The sequence below is a fragment of the Paenibacillus sp. FSL R5-0912 genome, from assembly GCF_000758605.1.
Classification (GTDB): domain Bacteria; phylum Bacillota; class Bacilli; order Paenibacillales; family Paenibacillaceae; genus Paenibacillus_AQ.
In genome coordinates, this window is the sequence record NZ_CP009282.1 from 6,090,666 (window position 1) to 6,114,851 (window position 24,186).

A 24,186-nucleotide genomic window follows, 5' to 3' on the forward strand; every position below is an offset into this window, starting at 1 on the left:
GAACTCCCGTAAACCGCCTATTTGTAAAAACCGGCAACTCTCCACTTAAATGAGAAATTGCCGGCTGTTGTTATTCAGATGAATTTATTTATTCCCCCAGCAGATAATTGCGTATTGCCTGGGCTACACCATCTTCTTCATTGGTTCCCGTAACGGCTTTGGCTGCCTGCTTCACCGCCTCCTGGGCGTTGCCCATGGCAATGCCCAGACCGACGGAGCGGAGCATCTTCAGATCATTCAGACTGTCCCCGCAGGCGGCAACTTCCTCCATCCCGATTCCCAGCAGCCTGCAGACCTCACGGATTCCGCTTGCCTTGTTAATCCCTAACGGATTAATCTCAATATTGCGAGGGCTGGAATTGGTAAGCTCGTACCGGCCCGTGGCGTCTAGAATCCGGTGGATCTGCTGCAGACAGGCCGGATCATCGGAGTGCATTCCGAATTTGAGCCATGGATCATCTTCAGGCCGCAGGATCTGCCCGGGCCAATTCTGCGCAGTGAATACTTCATTTACAGTATAGGCCCAATACCGGCAATTGCTCTCCAGCGCCAGCGCGTACAGCTCCTGAACCCAGTTATCCTCCAGCGTATGGCGGACCAGCAGGCTGCCGGGAGCCCGCCACACCTCACTTCCGTTGACGGCAACGAGCGGAGAACGCAGACCGAGCTTTTCGACATAAGGCGCAATACTCTGCACCTCGCGGCCGGTGGCAAACATCACGGAAATCCCTTGTTCAATCGCCCGGTGTATCCACTTGCGGTTCTCTGCGGATATCTCGTGGTTCCTGTTCAGTACCGTCCCGTCCATGTCCAGTGCGAGCAGCTTATATTTCATTCCTTCATTCCTCACATTCCGATTTCCATTTGCTGTATTCCTACGTCACGGTTAAGCGACATGGTGGATATCTTCTGCTTCATATCCGAATGCTTGCTGGATAGGACAAAATGCATCCTTACTGCGCCGCCTTCCAGCATATCCATCTTGAAGGACTTCACCTTGATGCCCTCATCGCGGAAGAAGTTTAAAAAGATCCCGGGATCGCCTTCCTTCGCCACCGTTACCGTATACACTGCTGTCTTGCTGGACGGACGGATACGCTTCTCTACCCACTGGAGCACAAACAGACAGACCAGCACCGAAACGAAGGTGAGGATAGCCCCGTAATAGAAGCCGGCGCCAATGGCAATACCCATTGCGGCGACTACCCAGAGCGACGCGGCTGTCGTCAATCCGGAAATTGTATTCCCGGTACGCAGAATCGTTCCGGCTCCAAGGAAGCCGATACCGCTGATAATTTGTGCCGCCAGCCGGGCCGGGTCCAGCCGGACATTAGGTTCCCCGGCAAATTGGCTGAAGCCGTAAATCGAGGTGAGCGTAATCAACGCCGAGCCCAGGCAGACCAGAATATGGGTGCGGAATCCGGCGTGATGCTGGCCCCGCTCTCTTTCCAGTCCAACGAATCCACCGATCAGGAGAGCGAGGGCGATCCGGAGGCTGATATCCATATAGCCAATATGCCACACAGCCGGATTGGCAGTCATCATCGCTTCATCCCTTTACACAATCCGGCCATATCCTGCGAATGGGTAGTCAATCGTAATCCGGCCCGCTTCGCAGTCGCCCACACCGCTGTACAGATCAGCCTTGCCGTCCGGCCGCATCACAATGCCGGCGGTGAAGGCACAATCAACCAGATGCGGTGTCTTGGCCGGTCCCGGGGGATAGCAGGTACGGCTGCCGATCAGATGAAGGCCCTCCGCTGTGCGGGTTTCCGGATCAAAGACAAAAGCCATGTTAAGATAGACCTTTACTTCGCCGCCGCTTGCATCCTTATCCCGGTAACAGTTATGGCCGATAATACCGATCCTTCCACTGTCAAGCAAGTAAGCCTGATTGACCCCGCCCCACTCGCCTTCGCCGAAGATGCCCGCGATATAAGGAGCTTGCTCAATTGTCTCTGCCGTAAGCTGATCGAGGCTGTCAATCACGGTAAAGCCGATCATGGATTCACTTCCATATTTGCCGCGCGTTTCTGCGCCGCGCGGACGGGAGAAGACACCTATTCTGCCATCCTGCAGTTCGACCAGACGGATATCCTTCATTTTATTGGGGCCTGAAGTGAAATAATACAAATCATGAAGATCCGTTCCTCTGTGGAAATATCCGAAATAGGTCTTCACCTTCCCCCCATCACGCTGGACATGAGTGCCGCCCATAACGATTTCGCCGCCGATCAGACTGACATAAGGGTCCTCCAGCGTATAGATCATGCTGCCCTGCACGAGAGTCCATTCATCCTGTCCGGTCTCCTCGAAGAGGCGGACCCAGGAGCGCGCCCATTCATCGCGCCGCTCGACCCGTCCGAACAGATAACGTTTGCCATCGCGTTCAAAGGGGATGGAAATGTTGTATACATCGAATCCCTCCACCCCGTGAAAACTCAGGATGGCACGGTCATAAATATGTTTGGTTTCCTCAAATTGAATTCTCTGCTCCAGTAAAGTCATATGCTCACTCCTATTCTTTTGTCTTTTCGATTATTTTCCCTGATTGGCCTGATATTCCTTGAACTGGCGCTGATATTCAGCAACAACCTTATCCAGTCCCGCTTTTTTCATTTTGTCGAGCGCCGCGGGGAATGCCTTGTCATACTCCTGTACCCCCATATAAATCGGCGTGATGCTGGCAGCCGCTTCTGATGCAATGTTGGTGTATTCTGTTCTTACATTGGTTGGATCAAAGGCAAAGTTTGCCGCAATGCTGTTAATCGCCTTCGGATTCGCTTCGAACAGCACCTTGTTGTTCTCGGGAATACTGTTTTCCAGATCAAAGCGCATGAAGCTTACATTGCCACTCTGGGATTCCGATCCCTTGTAACCGGGTTTATTGTTGTTGTCCGGGTCATTAATGGCTTTCATGCCCTTATCGCCGTCCTTGGTATAATGCTTGCCTTCGATTCCGTATTGGACGAGATCGTAATTCTCCTGGCTGGCCAGCATCCAGTTCATGAATTTGACCGCTTCCTCGGGATGTTTGCTGTTAACCGGAACCGCATTGCCGTTCTTGAAGGTGAGCGGCCGCAAGTATTCTTTTTCGGGATTGAAGAAAACTACGCCGATATCGTCGACCGTCGCTTCCGGATTGTTCTTCTGCAGCGAACTCAGGCTTCCGGCCGTACCGAAATTGACAAACCAGTCACCACTATCGATCTGGGCTTTGAGCTGCTCCCCCTTCAGGACGAGAATATCAGGACTTGTCAGACCCTTGGTGTACATTTGGCGCATAAATGCCGCGTCCTTCTTAAACTCTTCCGTTTCGATCCAGGATTTCACCTCGCCGTTCTGATTTACATAGAAAAATTTGTCTTTGACGGTGAATGGAAAAGTGTCGTACATGCGATGTAGAACCGTGGTATGCAGGCTCACCGGATCGAAGTCCGCTTTATTTGAGAAATAGGGCTTGTTGCCGCCCTTCCAGTTCTTCATCACCGTTTCCCACGCACTGATCAGCTCATCCGGAGTGGTTGGCTCCTTCAGATTGTTCGCCCGGAGAATATCCCGGCGGATGTTGAACTCGCCTTCGCTCGCCATTTCCACCCAATAGGACGGAACGGCGTAATATTTGCCGTCAATTTTGGCACCATCGAAAATATCTTCAGGGATGTATTTTTTCAAATTCTGACCGTACTGCTCAATCGCTCCGCTAATATCGGCCAACGCCCCGCGGTTGTAGTAGCTGGAGAACGGCGTGCGGTCCTGCATGATATGGAACAGGTCGAAATCCTCACCCGTGGAGAGCATCAGATTAAGCTTCTGGTCCCAGGCATCACTTGGAATGTAGGTTTTCTCAACCTCTACACCCACGCCATCCGCAGCCAGCTTCTCGTTGATCTTCTGGAAAACTTCCTTGTAATCCTTCGGTTCTGTGCCGGGTACTACGTATTTGATCTTGACCGGCTCAGTCTTTTTCTCTTTACCGGCTGATTGCGTGGCGGCAGCACTCTCTTTGCCTCCTTCATTCACGGTATTGCCGGAATTCTTGCTTCCGCATCCGGCAAGCGCGGTAACTGCAAGCATGGCTGCAAGCGCCAGAGTAAAGCTCTTTTTCATAAGAAATCGACTCCCTTATAATTTTGTATATAAACCCCGAAGGGATTATATTAGCCCTTAACCGATCCAATAACCAGTCCTTTGACAAAATACTTCTGCAAATAGGGATAAAGAAAAATGATAGGTCCGATCGTGACAATCGCAGTGGCCATCTTAACCGATTCTGCCGGCAAGGTGACATCACTTGCTCCTGCAAGCATCGTCATTTCATTCAGCATGCTAATTTCCGATTTCAATTGGAGCAGCATGAATTGCAGCGGATACAGGCTCTTGTCGTCAATCAGCATGATCGCGTTCCACCAGTTATTCCAGTAATCCAGCCCGTAAAAGAGCGCAATGGTGGCGAGTACAGGTGTGCACAGCGGAAGATAGATGCGGAAAGCGATCGTAAGATCATTCGCTCCGTCGATGGTCGCCGATTCCCGCAGGGAGTCCGGAACTCCGTTCATGAAGTTGCGAACCAGAAAGAGATTGAAGGGACTGAACAGCAGCGAAGGAATGATCAGCGCCAAGATGTTATTCGTGAGCCCGAGTGAGCGGTTCATTAAATACCAGGGCACGATTCCGGCGGAGAAGATCATCGTAATGAAAAAATAGAGTGACAGGGAGTTGCGGTACTTCACACTCTTGTTGGCCAAGGTATACCCGGCCATGGATGTGATCAGAACGGCCAGGACCGTTCCGACGAGCGTGACGAAGATGGAAATCATATAGCTGTGCAAAACCTGTGATCCACCGGTAAAAATCAGCTTGTAGGCATACAGGGAGAACTTTTCCGGAAACAGGCTGTAGCCATTCTTAAGGATCGTATCCTCGTCTGTTACTGAGATCATCAGAACCAGCAGCATCGGAATCAGACAGAGCGCTGAATACACGGTAATACAGGCATACATAATTAAGTTGCTGATGGAGCCTTTTTTCACTTTGTCTCCTCCTCAAAGTTGTGTTGATCCTACGCATCCTAGAAATTCTAGTAAAGTGCGCCGTCCTTGAAAAATTTGCGGGTAATCGTATTGGTGCCGAAGACGAGGATAAAGCCAACCACAGACTGAAACAGTCCGACGGCCATCGCTTCCGAAGGATCGCCAATCTGGCGCAAGGAACGGAATACATAGGTATCAATAATATCAGTTGTCTGGTAAAGGGTTCCGTTATCGCCGATTAAGGCATAGATCATCCCGAAATCGCCGTACATGATCTTGCCGATAGAGAGCAGCGTCAGGATGACAACCGTCGGCATCATCAGTGGAAGCGTAATCTTCCTGCACATCTGCCAGCGGTTCGCCCCATCGATCTGGGCTGCTTCGTACAAGGTGTCGTCAATGCCGGTAATGGTAGCCAGATAGATTACGGCACTCATCCCGGCGCCCTTCCAGACATGCATAAGCGTCAGGATCACCGGCCATGCCCTCGGCTCCGTATACCAGTTGAAGGATGCAAAACCGAGCTTGTTCAGCAGCTGGTTCACAATTCCCATATCCATGGAGAAGAAGGCGTATATCACATAGCTGATGACAATCCAGGAGATGAAATTCGGGAACAGCATGACTGACTGGCTGATTTTGACAAACAGTTTCTTGCGCAGCTCGTTAAGCAGCAGTGAGATAGCAAGTGCCGTCAGCGTGCCAAAGAAAATAAACAAAAGATTGAGAAATATCGTATTAAAAGTGACTGTGAGCGCTTTATTGGACCGGAAGAAAAACTCAAAGTTTTGAAAACCGACCCACTCACTGTGGAAGATACCTTTCGTGTAATTGAACCGCTGGAAGGCGATCAGCATATACGGATAGGTCATGTACCCGAATACAAATGTGTAGACCATTGCCGGCAAAACCAGCAGATAGGATGTGCCGTTGGCCCGTATATCCGCTAGAACCCCCCTGCGCCGACGAAGCTTCTTTTCCAATTTCAAATCCTCCCGTTAACGTTATCGTGCTTTGGCTGCTTGCTATGACGTAACTTTAAGCAAAATTCCGGCTGCTGGCTATTTCAAATACCGGATATTGCTTTAACTATCCGGTGACCGGACCCTCAAATTCGGCGGAGCGGTTTCATATATAGTACAATCCTTTAGAAATATGAAAGCCGTTCTTGGAACGTCTCCTCAGTTGATTAGGATTGAGGACGTTCTATCGCTCCAACCCTCTGGAGTTAAAGACGAATCATCCGCTGTCCGGACTAATTTGGCTCCCTGAAAATTGTCGTGTTCATACAATTCCACTGCAGCGCCGCCGAATACGCGCAGCGAGGTAATGTCATCATTCTGGATGCCCGCTTCGAGCAGAGCCGCCAGCGTGTAGCTGCCGGGAGCCAGTGACACCGCATAACCGCCATAGCTTCCATCCTTATAGAACACTGCACCCTTATCCAGACCGTAGGCCTCCAGCTCATAAATCCGCGCTGACGTATCGGTACTGAGGGCTCCGGCGTCTGTAATGTAGACCCGGATGTACCTCCCGAAGGTGTTGACGTCATGCAGGGTAATGTCCCGCGTATTTCCGGTCACTGCTGCAGCATCGGTCCAGGCGCTGCCGTTATCGCTGACCTGGATTTTGAAGTTCCTGGTATTGATGCTTGGCGTCTCACCGCCTGCCGCTGCATGCTTCACCACAAACCGGTACAGGTTAACCCTCTTGCCAAGATCAATCTGCAGCCAATGCGGCTCGGTTCCGGTTGCACACCATTTGCTGTTGCCAAGGACGGTTCCGTCAATAGCTTTATTAGGTGCTTCTCCCTGCACATAACCATCCGCCGTGGCGGTTCCCTGTGCCGCAACATTCACGTAACCGGCAGGCAAAGCTTTAGCTGTGCGGGGGATTTGGATAGTCAACTGCACCGGATAATGGTCCGAGGGATATAATCCGTTCTCGTTATAACGGTTGATATCCATCGACTCCACGGTTCCGGCACCACGCTGGAAAATCCAATCAATATGGTGGCCTGTTGTGTTGCCGTTATAATTACTGACGGTAGAAGCATTATTGAAGTCATGCCCGCTCTGGGTCCAGACATCGCTGAAATCCGACTGCTCAAGGATGGAGTAAGCGCTCTCAGTTTCGGGAGAATTAAGATCTCCGCCAATAAATACCGGCGTATCCGGTGAAGTCACATACTCCGAGACCCTGTTTAAGATCAACTGGGACGATAGCGCCCGGGCGCTGCTGTTCAAAGAGAAGTGGGTATTGAAATAATAGAAGACGGTTCTCGGATCGTCTTTCGCCTGGAACTTGGCCCAAGTGCATATTCGGGGCCACTTGTCATCAAATGAGCTGAGGCTTCCGACGGCATCGGGCGTCTCACTGAGCCAGAACTGGCCGGATTCCAGGACATGGAATTTATCTGCCCGGTATACGATGTTGGAGTATTCATCCGTCTTGTTCCCGTATCTTGAGGTTCCCAGTGACTGGTAGTTTCCGTTCAGATGACTTATAAAGTAATCGATTTGTACAGCATAAGCCTCCTGCATGCCGACAATATCAGGACCAAATGAATTGATGACATTCACTGCCTTGTCTTTGCGGTTATCCCATGAGTTAATAGTTCCGTCATCTCCGTGCAGGTTTCGCACATTAAATGTCATAAGCTTCAGCCGTGCCGTTTGCGTCACTTCCGCCGCTTCTGCCGTTGATCCCGGAGCCACCATGCCTCCAAGCCCGGAGATCCAAGCACCCAACATCAGCAGTGCCATCCATTTCTTATTCTTCATCATCTATTCACTCCCCATTTATGAAACCTCGCTTGCTTCCTTCATGCTAGAATAGCCGCCTTGATCCTGTAAATTTCGAAATCCTGCATTCCCTTACAAATTGCAGTTTTTCAACCTTTAAAAATCGGCTGCGGCTATCAAATTCTGAGAATGGGATAGGGCAAGGTTCAACGTTTTGATTTCATACGGTGCCAAAGCGAGTTCGATCTGCTGACCGGTAAAAGGGAGGGCAAAGGGATGCTCTTCCATAAGGTCAGTTTCCTCCACCGAGCAGAGCTCACCGAGGTACGGATCAACCGTTACGGATGCTTTAGTGCGAATCCCTCCGAATTCATACAGCCGTATAATCAGCGTGTTGCCAAATTCAGCCTTTTTAACAGTATCGATCATGACATTACGGGCGTCCGTCTGTATCATTCCAAGTTCATCGGGGAGCCTGGAGCCATCTTGCAGCGCAGTTGCCATCAGCGGCGCATTCAGTTCACACGCTGCCTGATGTGTTTCCGCTTCATACCATCCCCCGCTGTGCGGATACAGTGAATACGTGAACTCATGCAATCCCTGATCGGCATTGCTGTCAGGATAAACGCCGGATTTGATCAGGCTCAGACGGATGACGTGATTCCGGATGTCGTGCCCGTATTTGCAGTCATTCAGCAGACTGATGCCATATCCGCCTTCGGATAAATCTGCCCAGCGCTGGGCAACGGATTCGAATCGGGCATAATCCCAGCTTGTATTCCAGTGTGTCGGCCTCTCCACGTTGCCAAACTGAATTTCGTATGTCGCTTTGGTTGAGCGGATGTCCACGGGGAAGGCTGCTTTCAGCAGCTGCTGATGCTCCTGCCAGTCCACCCGGGTTTTGAAATCAATGCGCGGATGATCGCGGTACACAATTAGATACTGCTCGATCGTAGAGCTCTGGTAGCAGTACACCAGCTTCAGCACGCCCCGCAACGGGCCGGCTTCCAGCACAGACAGCTCCTGCAGTCCGTCCACAACGGTCATTTTTTCCTGATAATAAATGTCGATATCCCAAGCGTCATGCGCCATAGGCTTGTCTTCGAATACCTGCAGCATGTTTGCCGGCTGGTCCTTCTTCAGTACTTCACGTTTGGCCTGTTTATCATAGAGCGATGCGATCTGACCTGCATCATTCAGGAGAATACTATAGTAAGGGGTTTCGAGGCGGCCGGTACCGATGCTCCATGATCCAGAAGACTCCAGCCCGATACCCGCCGGATTGCGTAGCTGCTCATGCTCCGCTTCGGGACGTCCATAAATGGTCGTATATCCGTAAGCGGGCACATCCCGAACCGCCACCAGTACTTTGCATAAAGCTGTCAGATTCGCCTGTTCACTTACCGCAGCCTGAGCATCCAGCTTGAAGCCTTCTACCGTATGCCATGAGAAATTCTCTGCATCATCTATATCGATTTCTGCAAGGAATGAGCGCTTCCAGCCAAGAGCATTAAACACGCGGACAGGTTTCCCCCTCCTCTCCGCTTCGCGGCCAATTGCTCCATTCAAGCTACGAATCCCTTGTTCAATCGTGGCAAGTGCAAGCTGTTCCGATTTCTCGTATTCAAGTCTGCTGTCCTCATAAACCTCATGAATCGATGATCCCGGAATGATGTCATGAAACTGGTTACGCAGCACAATCTCCCAGCTGTCAGCCAGCTGCACCGACGGGTAGGCATGCTCCGGATTCAACGCAAGCGCGAATGCATTTAAGAATTCCGCATGATGCAGCAGCATCTCCATCCGGCGGTTCAAGCGCTTGTTGTAGGCCTGGGAGGTATACGTTCCACGGTGGGATTCGAGATACAACTCACCATCCCATAAATGAAGCTGCGGCTGGTCCTTGAGCTGTTTCTCAAGCTGCACAAAAAACTCTTCCACTCCCCCTGCCTTGACCCGGGGGGCACCCGGTATATCCTCATACCGCCTTACAGCCTCCAACATATCACGGGTCGGCCCCCCGCCCCCGTCTCCCCAGCCGTAAGCCAGCAGCAGCTGATTGTTGATATCCTTCTGGCGGTAGTTGTCCCATAGCCCTTGAACAGAAGCACCTGTCACATTGCCATTGTACGTATAATATGAGTTGTTACCGTTATCCGGCGTGGTAATGTAGTGCGTTAGAATTTCTGTCCCGTCGATCCCCCTCCAGGTAAATGTATCGTAAGGGAAACGGTTATATTGACTCCAGCTGATTTTGGTCGTCATGAAATAATCGACGCCACTCTTCTTCAGAATCTGCGGAAGCGCCCAGCTGTAACCAAATACGTCAGGCAGCCATAGTACGCGGTTATCCACGCCGAATTCATCCCGGAAAAAGCGCTTGCCGGTCAGAAGCTGGCGGACCAGTGATTCTCCCGACGGAATATTGCAGTCCGCCTCCAGCCACATAGCCCCGGTAGCTTCCCATTTTCCGCTCTGTACGCGATTCTTGATTTTGGCATACAGCATCGGAAAATCCTTCTTCAAGTAGGCGTAAAGCTGCGGCTGTGACTGCAGAAACACATATTCCGGAAAACGTTCCATCAACATGAGCACTGTAGAGAACGAACGCGCTGATTTCTCACGCGTGTGCTGCAGGCGCCATAGCCAGGCCACGTCGATATGGCAGTGTCCGACTGCCGTTATCTGTGGACGTGGCCCCCGCGGGATAGCTTCAAGACGCCCGCGCAGTATTTGGCGTGCCTGTGCCGCGGATGTATAAAACGCCTCCGAGCCGGGTCTGCTCCAGTCCAACTGGCGGAATGCCGCTTCCAGTGCGTCCGTCAGCCCATGTCGTTCCAGCTGACGTTCATCCAGCTGCTTCACAGTCTGGAGCATATGCATCGACGTATAATACAGGTCGTCCACTGCCTCGTCGAGTACCGCGAAGCTCAGCATATCGATCCGGTGATCAAACGGTATGCGCCCGTCCGGCGCCTTCAGTCCGCTCCACGCATAAATGGCCAGCTCTGCATAGCCTCTCTCCACTGCGTCTTTCGGAAAAAACAGCTCCGCATGATTGCGGTCAAGCGCCTGCAACGGCTCTCCGTCCAGATAAACCTGTGCTTCATACCCGCTGGTATTCCCTCCGCTTGTGTCCCCGAGCTTGATGAGACCAATGACATCCTGCCCCTTCCAGTCGTGTGGAAATTCGACATCCGTGATAAACCAGGCATAACGGTCTCTGCCCCCCCAGCGGTCACCAACACGAACCGCTGTTCCACCTTCAAACTGCTGACGCACTTCAGCCAAATCCTTCACATCCGGAGCAATATAAACGTCAGCCAATGTCCGGCTTTCGCGGTATCTTAATCCGGCAAGCTCCCGGATGCGGCCCTCCAACTTCTGCAGAACGAATTTCATGCTTGATTTTTCCCCTCCTATTTGTTTCGATTACCCGTCTCTATTGAAACCATCCAGACTCATATCTTGCTCCTTCATGCTAAAATAGTAACTGAACACTGTATATCTCAAATCGCTGCTTATCCTTTTAAAATACGGTTTTCCCTTATATTTGAAACCCCGGACCCGTTTTCGAAATAGATATTACTTCCTGCCTAACTTACATTAAAAGAGAAGTAATAATATTAGATTAGGAGGGAAAGGGAATGCTCACGAATGGAAGAAAGCGTGTGATCCTGTTGCTTGTGGCAATGCTCATCTTTTCCGGATTTGAGTTAGGTACCCATTCAGCACCAAGAGCACAGGCTGCGGATTTGGACTCGTACAATCTGAAATTAATGACGTTCAATGTCCGCAACGGGGGTACGGGGAAAGAAGCAGAGGAATGGGACAACCGAAAAGCCCTGGTCGCTCGAACCATCGATTTGTTCGGTCCCGATGTGCTAGGCATGCAAGAAGGTCATCTGACTGGGATTAACGATTTACTCGGCAGTTTGAACGGAGCCTATGCTTCAATTGGGACCTCGCGGTTTGGCAATACGGATGAGGAATATAACAACATCATGTACCGTTCCGACAAATTCGATGTGGTGCAATGGGGACAATTCTGGTTAAGCGAAACACCGGATATCGTGGGCAGCAAAAGCTCCTTTGATCCTGCCTGGCCCCGCATGTGCACCTGGGCCAAGTTTAAGGCAAAAGATAACCCGGGAGCTGAGTTCTATTACTTCAATACCCATTTCGGGTTGACTGAAGGCGCACAGGTCCAAGGAGCCACCGTTATTCTGGATCAAATCGCCAAATATGTGATCTCACCCGATGTACCCGTATTTGTCGGGGGCGATTTGAATGTGCAGGAAGACAGCAAGGCTTTCAAAACGCTGGAAGCATCCGACCTGAAGGATACTTGGGCCGGTGCCGGTCATGCCTATACGGATAACGATGGTACCTTCAGCAACTTTGAAGGATTAACGAATACAGGACATATCGATTGGATTTTCCAGCGCAATGTTCAGCGGATTCATTCCATTGAGATCAATTATAATCACGAGAATGGTCTTTATCCTTCCGATCATTATCCGGTTCAATTGGTCGTGGACCTCCCGCTAACAGGCCGTGTAGGCCAGACTGTTCCCGCTGCACCTCGCGATGTCTATGCGGCTTCCGCAGAGGGATTGACCCAGGTGGTCTTCGCCCCGTCTCCGGATGATGGCGGCAGTGCAATCCTGAATTATAAGGTAACCGCATGGCAAGGCGATCAAGTCGTCAAGACGGTGGACGGCGTCTCGAGTCCGATTTCCGTGACGGGACTGGATGTGGACGGCGAATATACATTTACGGTGTCAGCCGTGAATGCTGAAGGCGAATCTGCCCCCTCGGCTCCTTCAAAGCCAATCAACGAATTGGCGAATCAGTCACTCGGCAAGCTATACCTATCAGGTGCCGTATCGTCCAGCTATCGGCTAAGCGGTGCGTTAAGCATCACTCCTACAAGCGTGCCGGCCTACGAGCAGGAATATGCACTGTACTGGGGGAATGCAGGCGGAAAGCTGCCCGAAGCCCTGCCGATTGCAACAATACCAGCGGGTGAGGGTGAAATCAGCTATACATTCGACAAAACACCAGTGCCAAGCGGGGCGACGGCAGTTCTCGTGTATACGCGGATGCTTGGAAGCGATTCCACGAACTATACCCAAGAGATGTTGCCAACTGCAGGTGTTCAGCCGCTGCAGATCGAGGACTTCACCGACGTTTCGGACTGGACGGACTTGAGATACGGCAAAATTACGGTGACCGACGGCACCGGCTTGATCAGCGTAGATGGCCCTCCTGGCAGGGCATTCGGATATGCCGGGATTCCCGTAACTTACAATCTTACCGATCTTCCCATCCTCCGCGTCAAGATTGACAGCCTGGAGGACGGCGCCATGTGGGCACTTAAACTTCACACTAAGGCAGGTCAAGGGTCAGGGGACATTAAATTACAGGGAGACACCGATAAAGCAGGCGAATTTAGCTTCGACCTGAGAAAGGCTACCGGCTGGAACGGCCAGAAGAGTTTTATCATCAAGCTGTTCCCGATCGGCGTGGAAAAGTCGTTCCGCATTAGCGAGCTCTCGGCACGCCCGGCAGCAGAACTGAGCAATGATGAGGTAATTCCGATACCGGCGGCGCCAAGCGGCCTTATCGCATCGGCTGGCGATGCATCGGTCGCCTTGACATGGAATGCCTCGCCAGGCGCGGACAGCTACAAGGTGTACAAGTATGCAGGTACAGCTGCGCCGTTTGATCCCGCTGACTGGCAGCTCGTAGAGGCAAGCGTGACGGGCGCGACCTACACGGTAACGAGTCTTGAGAACAACACGAGTTATGCGTTCACGGTAAAGGCTGCAAACGCGGAAGGTGAGAGCGATTATTCTGCGGCTGCGACTGCGATGCCGGTGGCACCTTCAACACCATCAGAACCAGCAGTACCTTCAGAACCGACGGTTCATGATAATGTTCCGGTTGTCGACAACACCGTCATCAAATCAGCCAACGGCAGCATCATCATCCCTGCCGGTAGAATCGGTGAGGTCAGCCTTGAAGGTGCAGCTCTCGTCAGAGTGCCCGCGGGTGCAGCAGATCAGGAACTGCGTATCACAATAGCAAAGCTGCTTGATAAAGCACTATTGAAGACGGATCAGGGTGAAATCGTCAGCGATGTGTTCGAGATCCTGAAGAATACCGCCGGCAGCTTCAAGAATCCGGTCACGGTATCACTGAAGTTCGATCCGTCGGAGGTACAGGAAGGTCAAAGGGTCGCAATCTTCTACTATAACGAAGCTGAAAAAACCTGGGTTGAAGTCGGCGGCAAGATCGAGGATGAGCGGATCACTGCCGTGGTGAATCACTTCACCAAATTCGCGGTGCTGGCTGTGAGGCAGGACCAAGGGATACAGCCGAACCCGCCATTACCGAAGTTCTGGGACATCGCCGGGCATTGGGCAGAGGGCGCCATCAACAGCGCAGCGGACATGAAGCTGATTGGCGGTTACCCGGATGGTTCGTTCAAGCCAAACAAGTCTGTCACCCGCGCCGAATTCACGGTCATGTTGATGAACGCGCTGAAGAAGGGAGGCACTGCCGCAGCAACAACATTCAAGGATCAGAACGAGATCGGTGAGTGGGCGGTAAATTCGGTCGCCCAGGCAGTCAGAGCCGGCATCGTCAGCGGTTACGAGGACGGCAGCTTCCGCCCGAACTCGGTCATTACACGGGCGGAGATGGCAGTCATGACCGCCAAGGCGCTTCAACTGCCGGTGGATCAGACCACTGATACGGACTTCGCTGATGACGCGAATATCCCTCAGTGGGCCAAAGTAGCGGTCAAGAAGGTCTACAACCTCGGCATGATCAGCGGGCGCGGAGGAAGCTTGTTCGTACCAGATGATGCAGCAACCCGAGCGGAAGCCGTGACCTTGCTGCTGAGAATGCTGGAGCAACTTAAATAGGGACCGTTACCGTTTCATTCAAAGACGGATCAAAGCCAAATGACCAGCTCCTAATCAGAGAGCTGGTCTTCCCGCTTTCATAATCTCCCCTGTGCTTTTCAAAAAAGCAGAATAGCTTTCATATTTAAGCAAGGCAGTACCCTTTTCACCGGTTTTGTCCTATAGTTAAGAGGCAAGTTCAGCAGCATTGGAGGCAACATACATGCGCAGCACACTGGCCCGGCTTATCCGGTACAAAACGTTTCAGAAGCTTACCATCTCATATTTCCTGCTTGTTCTTATCACCGTCAGTCTGCTTTCGAGTGTTCTTTTTTCGCTGTTTTCGCGCAGCGCAGTCAATGAGATTGACCGGAATTCCAAATTAATGCTGTCCCAAATCAGCTATGCCTCCGATGTAGTTTACAACCAGGTCATGACGATCGGCAACTCCCTGATCAACGATCCGCAGGTGCTCTCTTTCCTGAATGGCATGCAGGAAGACAAGACGATAAATTACCATGTTTTCCGGCAGATGTCACAAATCAAGAGCGCGTATCCGTTCATTCACAGCATCGGGATCTACCGCCCCTCCACCGACACCAATGTGGATACCTCCGGACTTCCGTTTGACAAATCCCTGTATACGATCAGCGCCCAAAAATACATGGAATTCTATCCGCGTAAGCTATCCGTCAAAGGGATTAACAATAATAATCCGCTGCAGTTTCTGACTTTCCTGCTCTATCCCGACTATTCGCTTCATTCCTCGGCCAATCCGCTCATTTACATCAATGTGGAGGAGCAGTCGATTCTGACAACGATCCGGAATATCAGCAAAGCCGATTCTGCAAACAATGTGTTCGTGATGAACAGTGAGGGAGAAGTGCTCTCACATACCGATTCAGACCTGTTCATGGAGAATATGTCCCGGGAAGAGTACATCAGGCGGATTCTCGGGGAGAATGAGCCGGAGCACAGCTTCACGGCCAGTATTGCCGGGGAGAAGCATCTGGTCACTTATGTAAAGTCGTCAGAAATGAACTGGTATTTTGTAAGCGTTTCCCCCTATGAAAAGCTGATTTCCAATATACGCGGGCTTCGGACCGTCACCGTGATGGTAACTTTAGCGCTTGTGCTTGCCGGTTTGTTAATCTCCGTGTTTCTGACCAAGAACATGTATAAGCCGATGTCCTCTCTTTTTGAGATCATCAAGCCGAAATCCCTGAACCTGCCGAAATCTCCTCTCATTGATGAATATCAGGTTCTGGCCGAGGTCTTCACTATGCTGGAGGAAAAAGAGAAGTCGATGCAATTCGTCATCAGCCGCTCCTCCAAAACAATTCAGGAGCATTATCTGCAGGCACTCCTTAAAGGGCACACACGCGATATTGCCGTCCCGGAAGAGATCGTTCAGAGTATCGAAGAGAAGATGTCCGGACCTTATTTTTCTGTGATTGTGTTCAAGATTGATGAGATCGAAGCCGTGAAAAAGCGGGTAAGTGCCGAGCAGCAGCCCTTGCTCCGTTTCGCAATTGGCAACATTGCCAAAGAAATACTGGAGCAATTCGGAGCTTGCGACATCTTGATTACTGAGGAGAACGAGGCGGTGGCGATCGTCCAGTACGAAATGAATGAGCTGCCCGGCGAATTGAATAAAGCCCTGCGCAGTGTGCAGAGCTTCCTGAACCGCTATTTCAAACTGACGGTCTCCATTGGAGTCGGGGATATGGTGTACGGCAGGAAAAACATGCAGTATTCCTTCACTTCGGCCCAGCAGTACGTAAAATACAGATTGATTTACGGAAGCGAGTCGATTCTGGATGCTTCCACAACCCGTTCGCATCTGATGGCAGCCTTAAGCTATCCGACTGCCTCAGAAAAGAAGCTGATTGAAGCTGTACAGTCCGGGAAGGCTGACGCCATACAGAAAAGTATCGAAGAGTTTATCGGAGTGGTCGCTGCGGGCTCCTGCAATCAGATGATCACTTATTGTACCCAGCTGCTGCTCTCGCTGCTCAAGCATTTTGAATATCTGCAGTTCTTGCCGGAAACCAATTTCAATGAATACCTGGATGCCATAACTGATATCGAAGAAGCGGAGAGCCTGGAGCAAATCACCCGCATCTTCGGAAGCTACTGCGCCAATATATGCGTTCTAATAGAAGAGAAGAACCATTGGCTTAACGCACAAAAGCACAACAGCGTGATCGAAAAAGTGCAAAATTACATCCAGGACCAATACGCAGAACCGAATCTGTCCCTGGAGTTCGTGTCCAACTTTGCCGGGCTGTCTCCCAGCTATCTCGGCAAGCTGTTCAAAGGCTCCACCGGACAGTCCTTCAGCGAATACCTGAACCATACCCGGCTTGAGAAGGCACGGGAGCTGCTGCTCACCACCAATGAAACGGCCGCCAAAATCAGCGAATCGGTCGGCATCTACAATATCACTTACTTCTCTACCCTGTTCAAGAAAAAATATGGAGTCTCCCCCTCTGTATACCGGGAGCAGGCAACTATCAAGCGGTTGGATTCGCGGTAATGAAAGCAATGAGACTATTCAAAAAGCCATGAAATGACTGCTTGGGATGCCCCTGTTTTTTCAGCATCGACGTGATCGCTCGGGTGGACGCTCCACGAACGGACCGTTGTTCCAATCGCTGTTGTCCCCAGATTTTATTTATTACTCCTTAGCGGTGAAAACCGGGGACAAAGGCGACCGCTGCCGGTAGTCGCCAAAGATGATATTGCAGCTGTACGCAGTGTCTCCAAAAACGTCGGTTTGGTTGAGCAAGTGGAGGGTATCATCTAAGCACATTTGACCGATGCCAATTTGTCCGTGAAGATGCTCTCCGATGAGCTTGACTTGTCGGTGAGTTATATCCGAAATTTGTAAAAGAACGAGACGAACCGCTCCATTACAGAAACGATATCCGAGAAGCGGCTGAACATCATCTGCGGGGCGTAGATCTCCAGCGAAGCGCCGATTGAGTCAATTGTACTGAAATATGGCTTTTCATCATTAAATACCATCTATACTGCTTTCAAAATAAGATATGGCGTTACTCTGGCAGTCTACAGGAATTCCAAGCAGAAATAGATCTGGGCCGATTGCACTAGCCTTTTTCAGTGGATGGTCTATTTCTCCAGGAATTATGCTGACTATATTGGACTTTCACCAACTAGATTATTCGTGTTTCTGTCATGCCTAACCAAAGAGGGCGTTAACTTCAAACGCCCTCCTATAAAACAATCTGTAATTTTAAAGAATAAGCTCCAGCGAAGCTACGCGCCCGTATGAAACTTGGACGCGCTCGCCTTTTGCCGCCCACCGCACACTGTTACTGATAACCTGAAGCACCTCAGGCTGGTGATAAACGTGGTAAGTCTCGTGCCCGGGTCTGAAGTAAGGATTTTGACTTGTCCACGCTTGTAGCAACATCCACTACGGAACACTTCTTCGCCTTTAAACCAGGATATAAAGATAAGCATATCCGGTGCACAGCGGTCTGCTGATAATTAACGATTACATCGATGATGAATTACCCCACCGCCTTCACGCTTGGTAATTGATAAGAAAGCTTAATTACAAAGCTGATGACCTTCTCGCCTTTTGCGTTAGTCTGGATTGTCCATTTTTTCAAAGGCATCTGGGTGATTATCAAGTAAAAAATGGACTATAAAACTTGTCTGCATTAATCTCATATTCATTATCTGGGAGATAGATCGCAACATTATTGTCACTCGTATTCTCAACTTTGAAAACACCAAATCATTATTAAAGGAAGCAACCCGGTTCAGATTCCCCTTCCAGGACCGATGCAGCAATTGACTCAGTTTGACGTGAGATAACGAACATTCTTAATGGAAGTAAAAGAGCATTATTTTATTTTTATTTTTTCTTCGATTAAATAATTCCAATTTTGCAATCTGCAATCTATGTTTTCTGATTGCATAATTCACAATTAACTGGCTTAAAAATAAACTAAAAGGCATTAATCACATACTCCTAAAATTTTCACACATATAAAAGAAAAGCTGTTCTTTAATCAAGTAATTACTAAAACTGCTCTATTTTTCTAGTAGCTTTATTGGTTTTAATAAAACACATTTATCAAATCCAATCATTAAAAATGATTATTTTCTGATTTGTGACATTTCAGTGTATTTAATTACAAAAAGTAGCATTTTTCACCTCTATTATCCATTTAAGTATTAAGGAGGAGATCTATATGGTATATGAGACTAGTAGAGAGTTGTATTCTTCGGTTGAAAAAGGATTTAGCAGCTACGTTAAGTCTTGTCTCGCTCATAAAAGAAGTAAATTATTTAAAAGCTACGATCAGGAAAGGATTCGCTTTAGGTCACTTAACGATTTAAACGAGAAGGCTTTGACTAGAATTAGTGGATATACAACCCAAGTTACAATCTCTGAAAATGAGAACTCTTTATTTGAAGTATTATTATCTTTAAATTCATTAGAAAGAAGACTTATTTACTTGAAATTTCATGAGGAAAAAACAGACAGGGAAATTGCCAAAACGTTAGGAGTTAGTAGACAAGCTGTCACAAAAGCAAGGAAGAAGCTACTTGAAAAAATGAAAAAAAGATTGAAATTATAATGATTATTCCTTTAACGTCAGTTTACAAGACGCCTTTCGGTTATTCTTAAACAAAGATAGGGGATACGAAAATGCGTGAAGTATTAGAACTTATCATATTATCTCAAAGTGGAGACACGCTGGCAGAGACTGAACTTATTCAAAGATATGAAGGTTTGATATATAAACTGTCTTGGCACAACGGTAAATTTCATGAAGATTGTAAACAACAACTAACATTAGAGTTTATTATAGCCGTAAGAAGCTTTGATCTTGAACGTTATACTAATAATCCAAACTACTAATTTTTTAATGGCAATTAGGTTGCCTTTTTTATATCAAAGCTCTATTTAAGTTGAAGACCAATTTGAATTTGTGTTCCTCAATGATCCTTGATAACTTCATATTTAAGTATTTTAAGCACCTTCCTCTTGTACCCATCACAATGGAAAGCGACTTAGCAGAACCGCCATGATCCCCTATGTTAGTACACATAGAGGCCAGCGAATTTACTTCTGGCTTAAATCAATTTGTGGTAGATTGATTCGCAATGACCTACAAGAGGGATAATGATACTTCTGCCCGGCCAACGTAACGGTATTGGGGGCAGCCTGCTCAGATGAGGGGGAGTCTCTGTGAAAGTCAGAGCTATGATATCGATTAACCACCGATAGCTTGAAATATTATTATAAAATTGCTTTATTCATTAACTCACTCATTATTTATAAAATATATCGCAATAATTAATGGAGGTTCAATTATGGAGCATGCTGCTTTAATAACACTTAACCAACAAGAAGCGTATGATCTTTTGTTTCAGGACTTTCCAGACGTAGTTAATATCAGCGATATGTGTGAAATGCTTGGAGGCATAAGCAACAAAACAGCCTATAGACTTCTACAGGAGAATAAAATTAGTTGTTTTAAAATCGGTCGAATTTACAAAATCCCAAAAATCAACATTCTAATGTATCTTAATCTTTTCTCATTTACTTTTGATCGTACGAACCTTGACGATTTACCGCAATGACCACTTTCTTCTATCCATGCTATAATTAACATCTCAATGGTAGGATTATATAGCTAAAGTATAATCAACTTCTATGATGATTGGGGTTCTGACCTTAATAAGAAAGGACCTTATTACCCTCGATACTACATGAGAGTCATGCTATCTTCTCCTCGTTCTCTCCTTTGAAAAATAGAGAGGATTGCAGGCGAGTATTCGATAAAATTTTCTCCCAATTCAATGATTCGTACCAATTCTATAAACCACCTGAAAATTAGCAAAGTATGGTGAATTCAAAAAAGCAAAATATCCCTGCCTCCAATCTCTTATGAAATCCAGACGCCCACTTCATCGCTTTACCGCATTGAATTGACATTTTTACTATGATATAGTTAAGGTGTCGATGGTAGAAGTGTGGGCTGCAGAATTAAGGAGGGACGAAGTTGATTGCAGGCCATCTACAAAAAAAGAAAGGCTTATTCTATATTGTATTAAATTGCAAGGATGAAAATGGCAAACGGAAACCAAAATGGATTCCGACAGGGCTTTCGATCAAAGGAAACAAAAAACGAGCAGAAATTATGCTTATAGAAGCACGAAAAAATTTCCCCGAGCCTACTGATGAAGAAGAGGTTGAATTGCTCTCAGAGTCGATAATTAAGATTGACGACCCTATTATTAATGTTATACCAGACACAGAAACACCTGCGGATCCAAATGACATTTTATTCGCTGATTTTATGCTTGAATGGCTGGAAATTGTAAAGCCAAGTATCGAACTTACCACTTACATTTCTTACACCAATGCTGTTCGGGTTAGAATCGTTCCTTATTTCCAAGAGACAGGAGTCTCACTTTTAAGTCTCAAGCCATATCATATACAGGATTTTTATCAGTATGCCTTAAATGAATTGAACGTCAAAGCTAATACTGTTATTCATTATCATGCCAACATTCGTTCCGCACTTCAATATGCTTTTGTAACAGAACGAATCTTCTCTAATCCGGCGGATAAAGTACTTCGGCCAAAGAAAGAACTCTTCATCGGTAGCTCTTATACTGCTGCAGAAGTAAATCATCTATTGGAGATAGTGCAAGGCACCAAAATTGAGCTTTCAATAATCCTGGCCGCATTTTACGGAATGCGGAGAAGTGAAGCACTAGGAATAAAATGGGCAGCAATTGATATGGTTAACCGTACAATTACTGTTAAGCACACTGTAACCGCAGCGTCTCTTAATGGGAAGCTAATTACCATTGCAAAAGACAATACAAAGAACAAACCAAGTCGACGTACCCTTCCCCTTGTAGACGCGTTCTATGACCTCCTAGTGCGTCTTAAACGACAGCAAGAGGTAAATAGGCAGTTATGTGGTGGTTCATACTGTACAGAGTATCTTGACTATATTAACGTCGATGAGATGGGCTATCTTATCAAGCCAAATTATATAACTCAACACTTTGCACTAGTGCTTAGAAAGAATGGTCTGCGACATATTCGTTATCATGATCTTCGGCATAGTTGCGCAACACTATTGTTGGCCAATGGAGTTAGCATGAAAGAAGTACAAGAATGGCTAGGCCACAGTGATTACTCCACTACAGCAAATATTTATGCACACTTGGAGTACAGTTCGAAATTGTCTTCAGCCAATACTATGAACCAAATCATAAAAATAAAAGACAGTTCATTAGAATAATATCTAATGAACTGTCTCAGCTACAGTATACCGGCGAGAGGACTCGAACCTCCACGGTTTCCCAAACGATTTTGAGTCGTTCGCGTCTGCCATTCCGCCACGCCGGCAAATTATTAGTTCTCCATAACTCCTCTGGATAAAGGAGAGAACTGAAGGAGAGAACTTTCGAAACACCTTATAAAAAAATCAGTCATACCAAGACTTTAGCGGTAAATTCTTTGACCCACGTACTCGATTTTGAGTCGAGCGCGTCTGCCATTCCGCCACGCCGGCAAATTATAAGTATAAATCCATTACGGACACTTTGATTATTCAATAAGTAAATATGGCGCGCCCTGAGAGATTCGAACTCCCGACCTTTTGATTCGTAGTCAAACGCTCTATCCAGCTGAGCTAAGGGCGCAAAATATGGAGCGGACGACGGGAATCGAACCCGCGACCCTCGCCTTGGCAAGGCGATGCTCTACCGCTGAGCCACGTCCGCACACGGTATGTATTCAATATGTTACTTAAGTAATAATGGCGGAACCGACGGGATTCGAACCCGCGATCTCCTGCGTGACAGGCAGGCATGTTAGGCCAACTACACCACGGTTCCAAATTAATTGCGGGGGCAGGATTTGAACCTGCGGCCTTCGGGTTATGAGCCCGACGAGCTACCGGGCTGCTCCACCCCGCGTCAGTAATAAATGTATTCTCTTCTATCTTGCAAGTCTCCATGGTGGAGGCTGAGGGGTTCGAACCCCCGACCCTCTGCTTGTAAGGCAGATGCTCTCCCAGCTGAGCTAAGCCTCCATCGAAGAAGCAACTTAATGATCATAACACATTCTCATGAGATATACAATCATTATTTATTTCAACCTTAGAGATTGAAGAAGAATATGGTGACTCGTATGGGATTCGAACCCATGTTACCTCCGTGAAAGGGAGGTGTCTTAACCCCTTGACCAACGAGCCATATCAACAAACAATCTTTCGACAACAAAAAATATTATATCAAATATATTAGTATAGTGCAATAGAAAACACAATAATTATTAAAATCTATTATCCTTCCACTTCAACACTAATCTGAACCGCCATTGCAGATCCCCCTTTTCTATTCCCCGGTCTCCAACAGAGACATAATAATTCCAGCTACCCCTGGAATGGATATCTGCTCAGTGTCCACATAACACTCAAAGACCTTGTTCTCCAGCCCTGTAAGACATCTCTCCATCTGTACAGCAGCCCAGGATCCCCTGCCTTCACCACGGCCCTTCAGTCTGCTATGCAGGGCCTCAGGGGAAGCAGTCAACGTGAAATGACGAACTACTATCCCTTCGTTTCTTAGTCTGCCCACAATCTGCATAAAGTAGTCTGGATCTACTAGGGTCATAGGTACAATAATCGTTCCATTATACTCTGAATCTATGTATCTAAGCATTGAATACGTGAGCTCACGCCAGAGCGGATGGCTCTGAAAATCGTTTTTTGACATGCCTGCTGGAAGGTTCTCACGGATATAAAAGCCTGCATTCTCCGGATCGAAAATATACGAATGTGGAATACTCTGGTGGAGCTCAATTGCCGTTTGCGTTTATCCTGAACCAAAGGCTCCATTCAGCCAGATAATCACATAGATACCTCCCTGTTATATATCCCAACTATAGTCTATACACAAAAAACTATATAACCCTGAGCTCATAAGTTTCGTTTTTGTTTAGGATAAACTGTTGTACATATTACAACTTCACTTCTTGGATTCATAGGAGATCGTACAGATTGTTGTATGAAATACAACAATTGTTACGTTGAAGGTGCTTAGAGGAGGGAATATGCTGTTTTTCATACAACAATTTTGGATTATAGCTGAAATCATGAGGAGAATGTTGTATTATGTGCAGGATTATTGAAAGGCAATCAGATTTTCACCTTAAGACGCAAGCTAAAATCGTGAGCTTCTTGCATTCTCAACAGAAAAAAGTCCACTCTTTACCGTGATGAACGTTAAGTTTTATGTGAATCTTTTTGTTCGGCATATCTAAAACAAAAAACCACCGTTGCTAATCAACAGTGGTCTTAAGTGCTTGGCGGCGTCCTACTCTCCCAGGACCCTTCGGTCCAAGTACCATCGGCGCTGGAGGGCTTAACGGTCGTGTTCGGGATGGGTACGTGTGGAACCCCTCCGCTATCGCCACCAAACGGG

General features: G+C 48.0%; 15 protein-coding genes, 7 tRNA genes, 1 rRNA gene and 1 pseudogene. 6 read left to right on the forward strand and 18 right to left on the reverse strand.

Going from position 1 to position 24,186, the window contains the following annotated elements; genetic code table 11:
* Window positions 1-88: 88 nt before the first annotated feature.
* From R50912_RS25685 to R50912_RS25720, 8 genes are all read right to left on the reverse strand, one after another.
* Entirely contained in the window at window positions 89-835 is a 747-nt protein-coding gene (locus tag R50912_RS25685; protein WP_042238811.1) for a Cof-type HAD-IIB family hydrolase, read from the reverse strand.
* 11 nt (window positions 836-846) lie between these two features.
* Window positions 847-1,545 (reverse strand): MgtC/SapB family protein, encoded by a 699-nt coding sequence (locus tag R50912_RS34525; protein ID WP_042238812.1) that lies wholly within the window; start codon window positions 1,543-1,545, stop codon window positions 847-849.
* 12 nt (window positions 1,546-1,557) lie between these two features.
* A complete protein-coding gene (locus tag R50912_RS25695; RefSeq protein ID WP_042238815.1) occupies window positions 1,558-2,508 on the reverse strand; it encodes a DUF1861 family protein in 951 nt (316 codons plus the stop codon).
* Between the two features lie 30 nt (window positions 2,509-2,538).
* Window positions 2,539-4,110: an extracellular solute-binding protein gene (locus tag R50912_RS25700; protein WP_052416692.1), complete on the reverse strand. Its 1,572-nt coding sequence runs from the start codon at window positions 4,108-4,110 to the stop codon at window positions 2,539-2,541.
* A 50-nt stretch (window positions 4,111-4,160) separates the two neighbouring features.
* Window positions 4,161-5,033 (reverse strand): carbohydrate ABC transporter permease, encoded by an 873-nt coding sequence (locus tag R50912_RS25705; protein WP_231637714.1) that lies wholly within the window; start codon window positions 5,031-5,033, stop codon window positions 4,161-4,163.
* 47 nt (window positions 5,034-5,080) lie between these two features.
* Window positions 5,081-6,016, reverse strand: a complete 936-nt coding sequence (locus R50912_RS25710; RefSeq protein ID WP_042238816.1) for an ABC transporter permease — start codon at window positions 6,014-6,016, stop codon at window positions 5,081-5,083.
* Between the two features lie 198 nt (window positions 6,017-6,214).
* Entirely contained in the window at window positions 6,215-7,819 is a 1,605-nt protein-coding gene (locus R50912_RS25715; RefSeq protein WP_042238817.1) for a discoidin domain-containing protein, read from the reverse strand.
* A 114-nt stretch (window positions 7,820-7,933) separates the two neighbouring features.
* Entirely contained in the window at window positions 7,934-11,179 is a 3,246-nt protein-coding gene (locus R50912_RS25720; RefSeq protein WP_042238820.1) for an alpha-mannosidase, read from the reverse strand.
* A 245-nt stretch (window positions 11,180-11,424) separates the two neighbouring features.
* Here R50912_RS25720 and R50912_RS33560 point away from each other — a divergent pair, with 245 nt between their 5' ends.
* Entirely contained in the window at window positions 11,425-14,712 is a 3,288-nt protein-coding gene (locus R50912_RS33560) for an S-layer homology domain-containing protein (protein WP_052416693.1), read from the forward strand.
* Window positions 14,713-14,914: 202 nt separating this feature from the next.
* Window positions 14,915-17,230, forward strand: a complete 2,316-nt coding sequence (locus tag R50912_RS25730; RefSeq protein WP_042238822.1) for an AraC family transcriptional regulator — start codon at window positions 14,915-14,917, stop codon at window positions 17,228-17,230.
* Window positions 17,231-17,950: 720 nt separating this feature from the next.
* On the opposite strand, the pseudogene R50912_RS36060 reads toward R50912_RS25730, so the two are convergent.
* Window positions 17,951-18,189, reverse strand: a pseudogene (locus R50912_RS36060) (ThuA domain-containing protein); the annotation flags it as partial.
* A 731-nt stretch (window positions 18,190-18,920) separates the two neighbouring features.
* On the opposite strand from R50912_RS36060, the gene R50912_RS33565 reads away from it, so the two are divergent.
* From R50912_RS33565 to R50912_RS25750, 4 genes are all read left to right on the forward strand, one after another.
* Complete coding sequence (locus R50912_RS33565; protein ID WP_052416694.1) at window positions 18,921-19,310, forward strand: sigma-70 family RNA polymerase sigma factor; 390 nt, start codon at window positions 18,921-18,923, stop codon at window positions 19,308-19,310.
* Window positions 19,311-19,381: 71 nt separating this feature from the next.
* Window positions 19,382-19,594 (forward strand): helix-turn-helix domain-containing protein, encoded by a 213-nt coding sequence (locus R50912_RS25740; protein WP_042238825.1) that lies wholly within the window; start codon window positions 19,382-19,384, stop codon window positions 19,592-19,594.
* Between the two features lie 455 nt (window positions 19,595-20,049).
* Window positions 20,050-20,319 carry a helix-turn-helix domain-containing protein gene (locus R50912_RS25745; protein WP_042238827.1) on the forward strand — a complete coding sequence of 90 codons (270 nt, stop codon included), beginning with the start codon at window positions 20,050-20,052 and terminating at the stop codon, window positions 20,317-20,319.
* 422 nt (window positions 20,320-20,741) lie between these two features.
* Window positions 20,742-21,998 (forward strand): tyrosine-type recombinase/integrase, encoded by a 1,257-nt coding sequence (locus R50912_RS25750; protein ID WP_042238829.1) that lies wholly within the window; start codon window positions 20,742-20,744, stop codon window positions 21,996-21,998.
* Window positions 21,999-22,026: 28 nt separating this feature from the next.
* Here R50912_RS25750 and R50912_RS25755 read toward each other — a convergent pair.
* From R50912_RS25755 to rrf, 9 genes are all read right to left on the reverse strand, one after another.
* Window positions 22,027-22,105: transfer RNA gene (locus tag R50912_RS25755), tRNA-Leu, on the reverse strand.
* 219 nt (window positions 22,106-22,324) lie between these two features.
* Window positions 22,325-22,401: transfer RNA gene (locus tag R50912_RS25760), tRNA-Arg, on the reverse strand.
* Window positions 22,402-22,407: 6 nt separating this feature from the next.
* Window positions 22,408-22,482, reverse strand: a tRNA-Gly gene (locus R50912_RS25765).
* 36 nt (window positions 22,483-22,518) lie between these two features.
* Window positions 22,519-22,596: transfer RNA gene (locus R50912_RS25770), tRNA-Asp, on the reverse strand.
* A 7-nt stretch (window positions 22,597-22,603) separates the two neighbouring features.
* A tRNA-Met gene (locus R50912_RS25775) sits at window positions 22,604-22,677 on the reverse strand.
* 40 nt (window positions 22,678-22,717) lie between these two features.
* Window positions 22,718-22,793, reverse strand: a tRNA-Val gene (locus tag R50912_RS25780).
* An 87-nt stretch (window positions 22,794-22,880) separates the two neighbouring features.
* Window positions 22,881-22,955, reverse strand: a tRNA-Glu gene (locus R50912_RS25785).
* Window positions 22,956-23,097: 142 nt separating this feature from the next.
* Window positions 23,098-23,478, reverse strand: coding sequence for a hypothetical protein (locus R50912_RS25790; protein ID WP_052416695.1), 381 nt, complete (start codon window positions 23,476-23,478; stop codon window positions 23,098-23,100).
* A gap of 587 nt (window positions 23,479-24,065) precedes the next feature.
* A 5S ribosomal RNA gene (rrf, locus tag R50912_RS25795) occupies window positions 24,066-24,182 on the reverse strand.
* Window positions 24,183-24,186: the final 4 nt, after the last annotated feature.

Coding starts and splice junctions, on each gene's coding strand:
- R50912_RS25715 (WP_042238817.1), bottom strand. CDS start 7,819: ATGATGAAGAATAAGAAATGGATGGCACTGCTGATGTTGGGTGCTTGG.
- R50912_RS25720 (WP_042238820.1), bottom strand. CDS start 11,179: ATGAAATTCGTTCTGCAGAAGTTGGAGGGCCGCATCCGGGAGCTTGCC.
- R50912_RS25700 (WP_052416692.1), bottom strand. CDS start 4,110: ATGAAAAAGAGCTTTACTCTGGCGCTTGCAGCCATGCTTGCAGTTACC.
- R50912_RS25740 (WP_042238825.1), top strand. CDS start 19,382: ATGCGTGAAGTATTAGAACTTATCATATTATCTCAAAGTGGAGACACG.
- R50912_RS34525 (WP_042238812.1), bottom strand. CDS start 1,545: ATGATGACTGCCAATCCGGCTGTGTGGCATATTGGCTATATGGATATC.
- R50912_RS25730 (WP_042238822.1), top strand. CDS start 14,915: ATGCGCAGCACACTGGCCCGGCTTATCCGGTACAAAACGTTTCAGAAG.
- R50912_RS25745 (WP_042238827.1), top strand. CDS start 20,050: ATGGAGCATGCTGCTTTAATAACACTTAACCAACAAGAAGCGTATGAT.
- R50912_RS25790 (WP_052416695.1), bottom strand. CDS start 23,478: ATGTCAAAAAACGATTTTCAGAGCCATCCGCTCTGGCGTGAGCTCACG.
- R50912_RS33565 (WP_052416694.1), top strand. CDS start 18,921: ATGGTATATGAGACTAGTAGAGAGTTGTATTCTTCGGTTGAAAAAGGA.
- R50912_RS25685 (WP_042238811.1), bottom strand. CDS start 835: ATGAAATATAAGCTGCTCGCACTGGACATGGACGGGACGGTACTGAAC.
- R50912_RS25695 (WP_042238815.1), bottom strand. CDS start 2,508: ATGACTTTACTGGAGCAGAGAATTCAATTTGAGGAAACCAAACATATT.
- R50912_RS33560 (WP_052416693.1), top strand. CDS start 11,425: ATGCTCACGAATGGAAGAAAGCGTGTGATCCTGTTGCTTGTGGCAATG.